The following is a 12,612-nucleotide window of genomic DNA, read 5'->3' on the forward strand; positions in this document are numbered from 1 at the left end:
GTCTCACCCCTTGACCGCCCCGAGAGACAGCCCCCGGACGAGATGCTTCTGAACGATGAAAGCGAAGATGACGATCGGCACGCAGGCCATGAAGCCGGCGGCGCTGATTTCCCCCCAATAGGTCTTGTACTGCGTCACCCGCCCGGCGATGCCGATCGGCAGCGTCTGCGACTGCTCGGTGAGCGTGATGATCAGGGAAAGCAGGAACTCGTTCCAGGAGATGATCAGGCAGAAGATGGCCGTCGCCGCAAGCCCGGGCCTGGCGAGCGGCAAAGCGACATGGAGGAAGGCGCCCCAGCGCGTGTCGCCGTCGACAATCGCCGCCTCTTCCAGTTCGACCGGCAGGTCCTGGAAATAGCTCTTCATCATCCAGGTGGCGAACGGCAGGTTGAAGGCTGTGTAGGCGATGATCAGCGCCGACTTCGTGTTGAGCATGTCGAAGTAGTTGAAGAACAGGTAGAGCGGGATGATGCTGACGATCGGCGGCATCATCCGCGTCGACAGTATCCAGAAGGAAATCTGCTTACGCCATTGCCAGGGATAGCTGAAGCGCGCCAGCGCATAACCCGCCATCGTACCAAAAACCACGGAAACGATGGTCGTGCCGGCCGCGACGAGGAAGCTGTTCAGCGCGTAACGCAGGAACGGTCGCTGAATGAAGGCTTCGTCATAGTGCTTCAATGTCGGGTTGCGCGGCAGCCATTCGGGCGGCACGGCGAAGATATCGATGTCGAACTTGAACGAGTTCGCGGCGATCCAATAGATCGGGAAAAGCGTGAACACCAAGGCGACGAGGATCGCCAGATAGGCGGACAGGCGGATGAGCCATTCTCTGGTGCGGCTGCGTGTGGGGAGGGTCGTCGTCGCCATATCGTCAATCCGCCAGCCGCATGCGTTTCATGAACCAGGTGCTGAGAACGATCGTCACGAACAGGACGAACAGCGATATCGCCGCCGCGTAGCCGGGATCGGCGAAGCGGTAGGCGACCTGGTAGATATAGAGGCTCAGAACCTTGGTGCGATCGGCGGGACCTCCTCCCGTCAGGATGAAGACGAGATCGAATAGGCGCAGCGCATCCATGACGCGCAGCAGCAAGGCAATGGCAATCACCGGTTTGAGGAACGGCAGCGTCAGGTCCCAGAACTGCCGCCAGGACGAGGCGCCATCGAGCGCGGCCGCCTCGTAGGGCTCGACCGGGAGACTTGCCAGCCCCGCCAGCATCAGAAGGAAGATGAAAGGCGTCCATTGCCAGACGTCGGCAACGATGATCGAAAACATCGCAAGGTTCACGTCGCCCGCCCAGGCCTGCAGTGGAAGGCCGAGACGGAACATGATTTCGTTGAGGACGCCAAACTGTGGCTCGTAGATGATCTTCCAGGTGATCGCGACGGCGATTGGCGGCAGCATCATCGGGATCATCAGCACAGTCTTCAAGAAGGTGAGCCGGCGAATGAACCGATCAAGAAGCAGCGCCAGGCCGAGACCGAGCACGAACTCCACTGACACGGAAACGATGGTAAAGACTGCAGTGTTGCGCAGCGCGGCGTGAAATTGTGCATCGGTCAAGAGCCGCGCAAAATTGCCTGGACCGACGAATTGCCAGGGCAGGTCGGGATTGGGGCTGATCTTGTGGACCGCCGCATAGAACATGTAGAGGCTGGGGAAGATCGTCAGCGCCAGAAGGATGAGCATGGTCGGCGCCAGCATCAGGTAGCGCAGGTGCCGCTCGGTCCAATGTTCGAGTGCGCCACCCAGTCGGAGCGACGCCGCCGGTATGCCTTTGCCGGGCTTCAACATCGATTTCTCCCGCAGGCGCTGTCCATACAGACCTCAAGTGCGACCCCACCGGACCGATGCCGGTGCGGCCGCGAGAGTAGGGTCTGTGGCCCCGCCGATATATGCCTCCGCCTATTTAAGGCCGGTGATTTCTTCGACCGCTGCCTGTGAGTTCTTCAGCGCTTCCTCGGGCGTGATCGTGCCCGCGACCACCTTGGAAAGCTCGATGCCGAAGGCATTTTCGATCTCCGGCCACTTCGGATGGCGCGGCCGTGGCGTCGAGGCCTGGATCGCCTCCATCAGCACCGGGTAGTGGCGGAATTTCTCCTGCTTGGTCAGTTCCGGGTCGGTAAAGACCGAGGTCCGCACCGGTGGGTTGCCGCGCTCGGCGGAGATCTTGATCTGCTCGGGCGAAGTCGCCCACAGCATGAAGTCGAAGGCTTCTTGCTTGTTCTTGGAGGCCGACATGATGCCCATGGTCCAATGGCCGATTTCCGAGCTGCCCGCTTTCGTGCCCGCCGGGATCGGGCTGTAGGAGATCTTGCCGACCATTTTCGATTGGCTCGGATCCTCGAAGGTCGCAACCCAGTTCGGCCAGTTGATTGACGAGGCGGCGGTGCCGGCGGCAAGCGCAGTGCCCACTTCGTTGGCGTTGTAGCTCTCGATCCCCTTTGGCGAAACGTCGCGGAGCGCCATGAAGGTCTTCATCGCGGCCGCGCCTTCCGGCGTGTCGATCGTCACCTTTGTGCGATCCGCGTTGAACATATCGGCGCCGTAGGACCAGAAGATCGGCATGAAGTCGGCCACGACCGGGTTACCCTGACCGCCGCGGAAGACATAACCGAAATAGCGGCCGCCGCCGTCCTTGGTCAGCGCCTGGCTCGCCTTCAAGACGTCATCCCAGGTCTTGGGAGCGTCGACGCCGGCTTCCTTGTACTTGGCGGCGTCATAGAAGAACATCTGGGCGTTTCCCACATAGGGCAGGCAAACATAGGGGCCGGTATTGTAAGGGTTGCGGCAGATCGCCAGCGACTTCGACAGGAAGTCGGTGTCCGGCCCCTCCAGGCCCGCTTTCTTGAAGTATGGTGTCAAATCCTCGAGATGTCCGTTCTCGGCGAAAAACGGAATCCACGGGTCATCCATCAGAATGATGTCGAATACGCCGGATTTGGTTGCCCCTGCATTGGCTCCCTGTTCGAAGACGTTGGCATAGGGCGCCTGCACGATCTCCACCTTCGTGCCCTTCATCTTCGAGTAGTCGTCGGCAGCAGCCCTAAGGCCGTCCCCCTCGCTGCTCGATGGCACGAGGACCGTGAAATCGGCCCAAGCGGCTCCGTTGATCGCAAGCGCGGACGCCGCGGCAGCCAAGATGAGAAACAATTTGCGAACCATCATACACCTCCCAATCCGAGTTTCGGTCAATGGTCGACTTTGCGGACGGCCTGACCTGGTCCGGCATGGTGGAGACACTGCCTCGACATCCACGAACGACTGAACTGCGAGATGAAACGGAGGCCGGCATCTCCTAAGCCGGCTGTTGCTCCCGCGATGAGTTTATCACATCGAAAGCCTTATTCAGAGAGGTTGTATTAGTATTTACTGTTATTTGAGATTGCCTCAGCGCCAATTCGACAAGGCGCTGATACGCCCATCCGTGGTGCCCCGCCTGATGCGGTCCAGGAATCGCTGGTATCCGGGATGTTCGATAAGCAGCCGCCGGCCGAGGCCCGACAGGAAATCGACATCCTTCGCATCCAATGTCAGTCTGTTGTGGAGCGTCATGATCCGCCGTGCCACCGGCGGGTCGACGATGTCGGTCAAGGCCAGCCGGACGACGTCGACATCGAGATCGCCGCAGTTCCGTTTCGCCCTCCCGTTACCGCAACGCCACTTCACGAACCTGTCGCGCCATGCCGGCAGATGATTGCGGAAGGCATCGAAACTCTGGAGATTGGGAATGTTGATCATCGCGTCGATGGCCGCGACAATCGCGTCCGGCGCCTTGGGGCTATCGACGGTTTTCGACAGATCCCCTCCGATCCGGGTCGAGGCATCCACGACGATGACGATCACGTGCCTCAAGCGCTGGGCCCGCTCCTCGGGAATGGGTTCGGGTGCAGACCGCACCATCAGATGCAACAGACTCTGTGTTCCGACGCCATCCACCAGACCGCCGTCGTAGAGCTTGAGGTAGTTCAGGTCTTTTGCTGTTTCGTATCGCCGAAGGGCGTCGGCGTACTCGCTTGCGACAAGCGAACCCGCTGCGCGTGATCCGGCAACCGGGGCAGCCTTTTCAGGCAGCGCCTCGCAACCCGTCCGGAAGTTCTGCAAGGTCAAGGGCGCAAAGACGACCGGGACGGCGGCCGAGGCCGCGACAGCATAGGCGAGCGGATAGTCGTCAAAATCGCTGCAAATGGCAGTGAAAGATTCACGGTCGAAGATGAACGGCGCGCGGTTGTAGAGGTCGGTCGCATGGATCACCAGGCGCGGATGGCCCGGGCGCGCCACCGTGCCGAGCGTTGCGCCCTTGAACAGGTTCGCATCAAGCCAGGCGGGCAAGCCGGACCGGTCGTTCACCCCGCCCTGATAGCCGCGCAGGATGTTCCCCGGCGAAAACGACAACCGGAGCGACGCCTCGACGTTTCGCCCGAGAAAGCGCTCGCGGAAGTCGGCGAGGCCTGGGCGGCCGTAAAGTGCGAAGTACGACGCAAGCACCGCCCCGCCAGAAACGCCGGCGACGACGGCAACCTCGTCCGCGAGCTTGCGTCCTCTTACCCCTGGCGATGGCGCCTCCGCCAGAGCCGACAGCACACCATAGCCGAACGCAGCCGAGCGGGCGCCGCCCCCGGAAAACGCAAGAATGATACCCGTGTCGTCGGCATCCGGCGTCGGTTGCTGCAGCGGGACGGCTCCGGTCGTCAATTCCAGCCGCCTGTTCGTCGGCGTCACGTCCGGGCCGACGCAGCCAGCCATGGCAAGCGCGAATGCCAGAACCGCGTACTGCAGAAGCCTTGAGGAATGGATCGCCGCAGCCCACCCCGTGGCTGGGTTGCGGCCGGGTCGATCTCCATGTGCGTGGCGCGAACGCCACCTTCGGTTCCCGATTTTCATGCGTCCTGATCCAGGCCCTTTGGCGATATCTCGCGGAACGCATGCCCACGAGCGATTGTCGCACAGCCTAAGGATCAACATTGAGACAGCATGTCATGCGCCGCGCTCGCAACGAATGATTGTGCAATGCTGGCGATCGGGATTAGCTTGCGGCATCCTACGGAAGGAACGCCCTCTTTGAAGATACCGATCGAACCAGCATTTGCCCCATAGGACGAATGACAGGTTCCCTCAATGAAGCGGCACTACGTTGCGCGCGCGTAACGACATTTGCACGAGGTGAAGCGCAATCATGCGGGTCTTGCTGGTCGAGGATGAGAAGGAACTCGCGGATGCGCTGAGGGCGGCGTTGAGCAATCACAGGATGATCGCGGATCATGCGCGCGACCTCGCCGAAGCGGCCTTGATCCTGCGCGATGCGGTCTACGATGTCATCGTGCTCGACCGCAAGCTTCCGGATGGTGACGGGCTCTCGCTCATCCCCAAGATACGGGCGCGCGGCAACAACGTGCCCGTGCTGGTGCTGACCGCACTCGACGACCTCGCCGACCGGGTTGCAGGGCTCGATGGTGGGGCCGACGATTACATCGGCAAACCCTTTGCCTTTGAGGAGCTGCTGGCGCGACTGCGGGCGTTGGCGCGGCGGCCGATCCCTGTGCAGTCCGACATAGTCACGGCCGGGCGCTTCTCCTTCGACCTCGCGCATTGCGAGGCAAGCGTGGCCGGCACATCGCTGAAAATGCCGCGGCGCGAGCTTCTGGTGCTCGAAACCCTCACCCGCCGCATGGGCCGGATGGTGCTGCGCGCCGCCTTGATGGAAGCGGTGTTCGGCCTCGACGACGAAATCCAGTCCAACGCACTCGACACCCATATCTCGCGCGTCCGCCGCAAGCTGCAGCAGGCGGACGCCGGCGTGATCATCAACGGCATCCGCGGCGTCGGCTACCTCTTGCGGGAAGGCTCATGAGCGGCAGCGCTTCGCATTCGTTCAAATGGCGTCTCGTCGGCTGGCTGGTGCTGTTCGAGACGGTCGCGACCCTGGTCGTGATCGCCATTGCCGTCGGTTTGCTCTGGGTGACCGGCTATCTCATTGACGGCTACGAGAACGGCAATGTCGACGTCTTAAAGGATGCCATCACCCGCAATCAGAACGGCGACCTCGTCCTTCAGGAAACGCCTGACTTGACCCGGTTGCGTCAGCAGGCGGGGAACATCTGGTTCATCGTGCGTGACAAGGAAGGATACAGTCTCTCCGAAGGAGAGGTGCCCGACGCCTTCGCCTTTGCGACCGCCGGCCTCGAGCACATGAACGACGCCCGCTTCAGGCTTTCCCCGGACAAGAACGCGCGCCCGGAAGCCGTTGTCAAATGGCTCGAGTCCCCGGCCGGCAGCGTCCAGATATTCAGCGGCACAGAAGGGGAGCTGACCTTGAGCCGCCTTCTGCTCAGCACGACCGGCGCCTTCCTCACGATCTTCGTGCCGATGCTGCTGCTTCTGGCGTTTGCGACCGTGGTGGTCACGCCGATCGTCGTTCGCAGGATGCTGTCGGGCCTGTCACACGCCGCCTCGCATGCAGCGCATATCGAATATGACCAGCGCGGCATCCAGATGCCGGTCGCGGACGTTCCCTCGGAATTCCTGCCGCTGGTGACGGCGGTCAACGATGCGCTGGTGCGGCTTGATGACGGGTATACAAGACATAAGCGCTTTCTGGCGCAGGCGGCGCATGAACTGCGCACACCGGTCGCCATCCTCGGCGCCCGTATCGCGTCGCTTCCACCGGGACCGGACAAGACCCGACTCAACGAGGACGTGACGCGCCTTTCAATTCTGGCAGGCCAGTTGCTCGACCTCGAACGTCTCGATGCCCAAAAGGACGAGTTCAGGCCCGTCGATCTCGCAGCGCTTGCCGAGCGGGTGATCGTTGCGCTCGCACCACTTGCCTTCGGAGCGGGCTACGAGATGACCTTCGAGGCAGATCAACGCCCTGTCATGGTGACGGGGGACGAAGCATCGTTGGAGCGGGCGCTTACCAATCTCGTACAGAACGCCATCGACCATGGCGGTCGCCGGGGCACGATCACGGTTAAGGTCGACTCGCAAGGTTCGATCGATGTGTGCGACGACGGCGACGGAATACCGCGCAGCGAGACGGACAAGATATTCGAGCCGTTCCAGCGGCTGCGCAAGGACGGCAAGGGCGCCGGCCTTGGGCTCAATCTCGTGCAGAAAATCGCCCATCTGCACGGCGGTTACGTCGATGTCGCCCGCTCGGCGTCCGGCGGCGCTTGCATGCGCATTGTGCTGCCGCTTTCGCAAGGCGTTGAAGCCTAACTGGATGTTTCCTTTAATCGTCTCCGATCAAAGGACAAAAACATGCAGCAATTCAAAGTGCTACAGCGACCTTTGCGCGTCTGACAAGACGCGCGGCGCTGTAGTGAAAGGACAAGCCCCGGAACAGCAGTTCCGGGGCTCGATCGCAGCTTAGCCGGGAGAAAGAGCTAAGCCGCCTGGACCTTTTTCGAAACTCGCGCCCATTCCGGGATCCAGTCGCGATGGGCGACGAGCAGGTCGTCGACGAGCGACCAGATCTGGTCGAGGTCGAGTTCGGCCGCCGTGTGCGGGTCCATCATCGCGGCATGATAGAGGTGCTCACGGTTCTCGGTCACCAGCGCCTGGACCGTCAGTTCCTGAACGTTGATGTTGGTGCGGATCAGCGCCGTCAGCTGCGGCGGCAAGTCGCCGATGAAGGTCGGCTGGATGCCCGATGCGTCGACCAGGCAGGGAACTTCCGCGGCGCAGTTTGCCGGCAGCGAGGTGATGCAGCCGTTGTTGCGGAGGTTGCCGTAGATCACCGAGGGTTCGCCGGTCCAGACCGAGTTCATGATCGAGGAGGCATATTCGTGGCTCTCGGCCACTTCGATCGTCTCGGCTTCCTTGAAGGCTGCCGCCTGCCCCTTCCAGCGCTCGATCTGTTCGACGCAACGCTTCGGATATTCGTCGAGTGGAATGCCGAACTTCTCGATCAGATCCGGACGGCCGTCCTTGATGAAATAGGGCGTGTATTCGGCAAAGTGCTCCGAGCTTTCGGTGACAAAGTAACCGAGCCGCGTCAGCATCTCATAGCGAACCTTGTTGGGGCAGCGCGGGTTCCAGTGGCTGGGCTTCGGAAAACGTCCCTCGCGGTAGCCACGCACCAAATCCGGATAGAGATTGCGGAAGCTGCCGTCGGCCTGCTTGTGTTCGAACGTCAGATAGAAGGCCATGTGGTTGATGCCTGCGGCGCGGTAGCGGATCTCCGACACCGGGATATCGAGATCGCGCGCCAGTTCGAAGGCCGTGCCCTGGACGGAGTGGCAAAGGCCAACCTGGCGGATCGTCGGATACTTCTCGGCGATCGCCCAGGTGTTGATCGCCATCGGGTTGACGTATTGCAGCAGGATCGCGTTGGGGCAGACCTCGAGCATGTCCTCGCAGATCTTCCAGAGATGCGGCACGGTGCGCAAGCCCCGCATGATGCCGCCGACGCCGAGTGTGTCGGCGATCGTCTGGCGCAGGCCGTATTTCTTCGGAACCTCGAAATCGGTGACCGTGCAGGGCTCATAACCACCAATCTGGAAGGCGACGACGACGAAATCGGCACCTTCGAGCGCCTTGCGCTGGTTGGAATGGGTCTCGATCTTGGCTTTGACGCCGAGCGTGCGCACCAGCTTGCCGGCGACGATCTCGCTTTCACCAAGGCGCTGCGGGTTGACGTCCATCAGCGCGATCGTTGCGGCGGACAGGGACGGCCGCTGCAGCACGTCGCCGATGATGTTCTTCATGAAGACGGTGGATCCAGCGCCGATGAAGGTGATCTTGGGTTGTCTGGTCATGGATTGCCTCTGTTTTCTCGTGGTCATGCTGCCACATCGAAGGCGGCTTTAACGAGCCGTTCGGTGTAGGCGGTCTTGGGATTGGAAAGGATTTCGCTCACCGGCCCCTCCTCGACGATTTTGCCATGCTGCATCACCACCACCCGGTGGCAGAGCGCGCGCACGACCTTGAGGTCATGGGAGATGAACAGATAGCTCAAGCCCCGCTCGTCCTGCAGCTTGCGCAGGAGCTCGATGATCTGGGCCTGGACGGAGAGATCGAGCGCCGATGTCGGCTCGTCGAGCAGGATGAATTCCGGCTCGAGCGCAATGGCCCGAGCGATCGCGATGCGCTGGCGCTGGCCGCCGGAAAACTCATGCGGGAAGCGCGACAGGATGTTGCCCGGCATGCCGGCGGCGCTGAGCGCGTCCACCACCCGGTCGAGCCGCTCCTTGCGGTTTTGACCTATGCCGTTGACGACGAGCCCCTCCTCGATGATCTGGCCGATCGACATGCGCGGATTGAGCGAGGCGAAGGGATCCTGAAAGACGATCTGGATGCGCGAACGCAAGGGCCGCATCGCGGTCCGGTCCTTGTCGTGGATCGGGATACCGTCAAAGAAGACCTCGCCGCCATCGGCATTGATGAGACGGATCAGCGCCTGGCCGAAGGTCGTCTTGCCCGAGCCGGATTCGCCGACGAGCCCCAGCGTCTCATGCTTGCGCAGATTGAGGCTCAGCCTGTCGACGGCGACGAACTCGGAGAATTGCGGGCGAAACAGGCCACCCTTCTTCAGCGTGAAGCAGACCTTCACGTCCCGTCCATCAAGCATGATCGGCGCATTGTCGGGCAGCGGCTTGGCGGCACCCGACGGCTCCGAAGACAGCAGCCGTTTGGTATAGGCATGCAACGGGTTGGCGAAGAGCGCAGCCGTCGTGTTGTGCTCCTTCACCTCGCCATACTGCATCACATAGACGTAGTCGGAGAACTGCCGCACGACCGTCAGGTCGTGGGTGATCAGGATCACCGCCATGCCGAGTTCGCGCTGCAGGTCGCGGATCAGGTTGAGGATCTGCGCCTGCACGGTGACGTCGAGCGCCGTCGTCGGTTCGTCGGCGATGAGCACATCAGGATCGTTGGCGAGCGCCATGGCGATCATCACCCGCTGGCGCTGGCCGCCAGAAAGCTGGTGCGGATACTGATTGAGCCGCAGTTCCGGGTCCGGGATCCGCACGTGGCGCAGCAGTTCCAGTGCCCGCTCCATCGCCGCCCGGCGGCTGATCCTGCGGTGCGCCCGGATCGCCTCGATGATCTGCGTGCCGACCGTATAGACCGGGTTCAGCGAACTCATCGGCTCCTGGAAGATCATCGCCAGCCGATTGCCGCGCAAGGCGCGCCGCTCGCGCGGCGAGAACTTCAACACGTCCTTGCCGTCATAGTCGATGCGCGATTGCGGAGCGATGGTGGCGCGCTTGGAGAGAAGCCCCATGACGCTGCGCGCCGTCACCGATTTGCCCGAGCCGGACTCGCCGACAATGGCGATGGTTTCGCCACGGTAGAGCTGGAAGGACACGTCCTTCACCGCCTCCACCATGCCGTGTTCGACCTTGAAACGAACAGCGACATTGCGGGCGTCGATGATCGGCCGGCCGTTTCGTTCGGTAAGATCCTTGCGCTCGGCGGGCGCGGCTACGAGGACGTCGATTGTCTCAGTCATGAAGCGTCCTCCTCAATAGGGATCGATGGCGTCGCGCAGACCGTCGCCAAGCGCATTAAAGGCGAAGACTGTGACAAGCACGAAGGCGACGGGCGACAGGATCCAGGGATAGGACCCGATGACGGAATAGGTGGACGTGTCCTGCAGCATCAGTCCCCAGGAAATCAGCGGCGGCTTGACCGCAAAGCCGAGGAACCCGAGGAAGGATTCCAAGAGCACCACCTGCGGGATCGACAGCGTGACCGCGACGATCACATGGCTCATCACGTTCGGCAGGATGTGCTGGAAGATGATGCGCCGGTCGCTGGCACCGACGCCGATCGCCGCCCGCACATAGTCGATGCGGGCGAGTGCCAACGTCTTGCCGCGCACCTCGCGTGACATCTGCGCCCAGCCGAGCGCCGACATGACGATGATGACGAAGGCGAGGAAGACATTGGTCGGCGCCGTCACCGGGATCAGCGACGTCAGCGCCAGATAGAGCGGCAGTTGCGGGAAGGCGAGCACCAGCTCGACGAAGCGCTGGGTCCAGACGTCGAAGCGGCCACCAAAGTAACCCGACGCCATGCCGACGGTGGTGCCGACGAAGGTCACGATCGATACCACGATCAGCGCGATCATCAGCGAGATGCGCGATCCGACCAAAATTCGCGAGAGCACGTCGCGGCCGAACTTGTCGGTTCCGAGCAGATGCACCGGCGAACCATCGACCGCGCCAAAGAGATGCCGCTCGGCCGGGATCAGGCCGAAGAGGCGGTAGGGCGCGCCCTTGATGAAGAAGCCGAGGATCTGCGGATTGTCGTAATCGGGGCCGATGATCGGCTGAAAGGTGATCGGGTCAAGCTCCGTGCCCTCGCTCAGCGGGTAGCTGCGCGGCGGGAAGACGAAGTTGCCGTCCTTGTCGGCAAAGCTGATCGCCTGCGGCGGCGCGAAGGCGACACCCGTTGCCTTCGGATCGACCGGCGACAGGAAGTCGGCAAAGACCGCCATGAAGATCAGCAGGCCGACGAGGACCAGCCCGAGCATGCCCGTCCAGGAGCGTTTCAGCCGGCGCCAGACGAGCGCCTGGTAGCTTTCATTGTGCTGCTCGTGCTTGGGCTCGACAACGAGCGGAAGGGTTGTCTCAATCTCGACGGTCATGCCGGGGCTCCTCCCAGACGCACGCGCGGATCAAGTGCTGCGAGCAGCATGTCGGCGATGATGTTGCCGAGGATGAGGGTGGCCGACAGCACCAGCATGAAGGTGGCGGTGACATAAACGTCGCCCACCCACATCGAGCCGACGATGGCCGGACCGACGGTCGGCAGCGCGAAGATGATCGCGGTCTCGATCTCGCCCGTCAGCATATAGGGCAACACGACGCCCTGATACATGATCAGCGGGTGCAGGGCGTTCGGAACCGCGTGGCGCATGACCACGGCCCCTTCACTGAGGCCCTTCGCCCGGGCGGTTTCGACATATTGCGCGTTCAGCGTGTCGAGCAGATTGCCGCGCATCACCCGCATATTGTAGGCGAGCCCGCCAAAGGTGGCGATCGCCACGACCGGCCAGACATGTTTGACGAGGTCGACGAACTTGTCCCAGGACCAGGGCGCGCCGCCGTAGCGGGCCGAGTGGAAGCTGTTGATTTCGCTGACATTGAAGTGGAAGACGAGGATATAGACGATGATCAGCGCCATCAGGAAGCGCGGCACCGTCATGCCGAGAAAGGCAACCGTCGAAAGCAGGCTGTCGATCCAGGAATATTGCCGGGTGGCGGCGATAATGCCGAAGGAAATGCCGATCACCGACGCGAGGATGTGGCAGACCAGCGCCAGCGCCAGCGTGCGCGCCAGGCGCTCGCCGACGACGTCGGCAACCGGCTTGTTGTAGTAGAGGCTGTGGCCGAAATCGCCACGCGTCAGGATGCCGGTCATCCAGTTGACGTATTGCACCGCCATCGGCTGATCGAGCCCATGCTCCTTGCGATAGGCCTGGGCCTGGGCTTCCGCTTCCTCGTAGGACGCGCCGCCCTGGTTGATCAGCTGCGAGCGGATGTAATCGCTATAGTCTCCGGGCGGGGCCTGGATGATGGCGAAGGTCGCTACGCTGAGGACAAGCAGCACCGGAATGGCAGAGGCGATGCGGACAAGCAGAAACCTGAACATGCCGT

10 protein-coding genes are annotated in these 12,612 nt (G+C 62.1%); 2 read left to right on the forward strand and 8 right to left on the reverse strand.

The genetic code is table 11. The annotated features are described in order from the left end of the window. Nucleotides 1–3 precede the first annotated feature (3 nt). The 4 genes from ASE60_RS17975 to ASE60_RS17990 all read right to left on the reverse strand — a co-directional run bounded on the left by ASE60_RS17975 (nucleotide 4) and on the right by ASE60_RS17990 (nucleotide 4,888). Nucleotides 4–870: a carbohydrate ABC transporter permease gene (locus ASE60_RS17975; RefSeq protein WP_057251899.1), complete on the reverse strand. Its 867-nt coding sequence runs from the start codon at nucleotides 868–870 to the stop codon at nucleotides 4–6. 4 nt (nucleotides 871–874) lie between these two features. Then, the gene (locus ASE60_RS17980; protein ID WP_057251900.1) at nucleotides 875–1,798 is read right to left on the reverse strand and encodes a sugar ABC transporter permease; all 924 of its coding nucleotides are present in this window, start codon (nucleotides 1,796–1,798) and stop codon (nucleotides 875–877) included. A gap of 111 nt (nucleotides 1,799–1,909) precedes the next feature. After that, entirely contained in the window at nucleotides 1,910–3,169 is a 1,260-nt protein-coding gene (locus ASE60_RS17985; protein ID WP_057251901.1) for an ABC transporter substrate-binding protein, read from the reverse strand. 225 nt (nucleotides 3,170–3,394) lie between these two features. Next, the gene (locus tag ASE60_RS17990) at nucleotides 3,395–4,888 is read right to left on the reverse strand and encodes a patatin-like phospholipase family protein (protein WP_162261307.1); all 1,494 of its coding nucleotides are present in this window, start codon (nucleotides 4,886–4,888) and stop codon (nucleotides 3,395–3,397) included. A gap of 292 nt (nucleotides 4,889–5,180) precedes the next feature. On the opposite strand from ASE60_RS17990, the gene ASE60_RS17995 reads away from it, so the two are divergent. Next, on the forward strand, nucleotides 5,181–5,855 hold the full coding sequence (locus ASE60_RS17995; protein WP_057251903.1) for a response regulator transcription factor: 675 nt from the start codon (nucleotides 5,181–5,183) through the stop codon (nucleotides 5,853–5,855). Next, nucleotides 5,852–7,222 carry a HAMP domain-containing sensor histidine kinase gene (locus tag ASE60_RS18000; protein WP_057251904.1) on the forward strand — a complete coding sequence of 457 codons (1,371 nt, stop codon included), beginning with the start codon at nucleotides 5,852–5,854 and terminating at the stop codon, nucleotides 7,220–7,222. Before ASE60_RS17995 ends, ASE60_RS18000 begins: the two co-directional genes overlap by 4 nt. 167 nt (nucleotides 7,223–7,389) lie before the next feature. Here the strand turns inward: ASE60_RS18000 and ASE60_RS18005 are convergent, their stop codons facing one another. From ASE60_RS18005 to ASE60_RS18020, 4 genes are read right to left on the reverse strand one after another with little or no spacing between them, the layout of a single operon-like run. After that, nucleotides 7,390–8,763 carry an alpha-glucosidase/alpha-galactosidase gene (locus ASE60_RS18005; protein WP_057251905.1) on the reverse strand — a complete coding sequence of 458 codons (1,374 nt, stop codon included), beginning with the start codon at nucleotides 8,761–8,763 and terminating at the stop codon, nucleotides 7,390–7,392. A 23-nt stretch (nucleotides 8,764–8,786) separates the two neighbouring features. Beyond that, on the reverse strand, nucleotides 8,787–10,460 hold the full coding sequence (locus ASE60_RS18010) for an ABC transporter ATP-binding protein (protein WP_057251906.1): 1,674 nt from the start codon (nucleotides 10,458–10,460) through the stop codon (nucleotides 8,787–8,789). Nucleotides 10,461–10,472: 12 nt separating this feature from the next. Further along, the gene (locus ASE60_RS18015) at nucleotides 10,473–11,600 is read right to left on the reverse strand and encodes an ABC transporter permease (protein WP_057251907.1); all 1,128 of its coding nucleotides are present in this window, start codon (nucleotides 11,598–11,600) and stop codon (nucleotides 10,473–10,475) included. Beyond that, entirely contained in the window at nucleotides 11,597–12,607 is a 1,011-nt protein-coding gene (locus tag ASE60_RS18020; RefSeq protein ID WP_057251908.1) for an ABC transporter permease, read from the reverse strand. Before ASE60_RS18020 ends, ASE60_RS18015 begins: the two co-directional genes overlap by 4 nt. Between the last annotated feature and the right edge of the window lie 5 nt (nucleotides 12,608–12,612).

The sequence above is a fragment of the Ensifer sp. Root278 genome, from assembly GCF_001429285.1.
In the GTDB taxonomy this organism is placed as follows: Bacteria; Pseudomonadota; Alphaproteobacteria; order Rhizobiales; family Rhizobiaceae; genus Ensifer.

Excerpts from the sequence above, each read along its gene's own strand:
- ASE60_RS17975 (WP_057251899.1), bottom strand. The coding sequence starts at position 870 with ATGGCGACGACGACCCTCCCCACACGCAGCCGCACCAGAGAATGGCTC.
- ASE60_RS17980 (WP_057251900.1), bottom strand. The coding sequence starts at position 1,798 with ATGTTGAAGCCCGGCAAAGGCATACCGGCGGCGTCGCTCCGACTGGGT.
- ASE60_RS17985 (WP_057251901.1), bottom strand. The coding sequence starts at position 3,169 with ATGGTTCGCAAATTGTTTCTCATCTTGGCTGCCGCGGCGTCCGCGCTT.
- ASE60_RS17990 (WP_162261307.1), bottom strand. The coding sequence starts at position 4,888 with ATGAAAATCGGGAACCGAAGGTGGCGTTCGCGCCACGCACATGGAGAT.
- ASE60_RS17995 (WP_057251903.1), top strand. The coding sequence starts at position 5,181 with ATGCGGGTCTTGCTGGTCGAGGATGAGAAGGAACTCGCGGATGCGCTG.
- ASE60_RS18000 (WP_057251904.1), top strand. The coding sequence starts at position 5,852 with ATGAGCGGCAGCGCTTCGCATTCGTTCAAATGGCGTCTCGTCGGCTGG.
- ASE60_RS18005 (WP_057251905.1), bottom strand. The coding sequence starts at position 8,763 with ATGACCAGACAACCCAAGATCACCTTCATCGGCGCTGGATCCACCGTC.
- ASE60_RS18010 (WP_057251906.1), bottom strand. The coding sequence starts at position 10,460 with ATGACTGAGACAATCGACGTCCTCGTAGCCGCGCCCGCCGAGCGCAAG.
- ASE60_RS18015 (WP_057251907.1), bottom strand. The coding sequence starts at position 11,600 with ATGACCGTCGAGATTGAGACAACCCTTCCGCTCGTTGTCGAGCCCAAG.
- ASE60_RS18020 (WP_057251908.1), bottom strand. The coding sequence starts at position 12,607 with ATGTTCAGGTTTCTGCTTGTCCGCATCGCCTCTGCCATTCCGGTGCTG.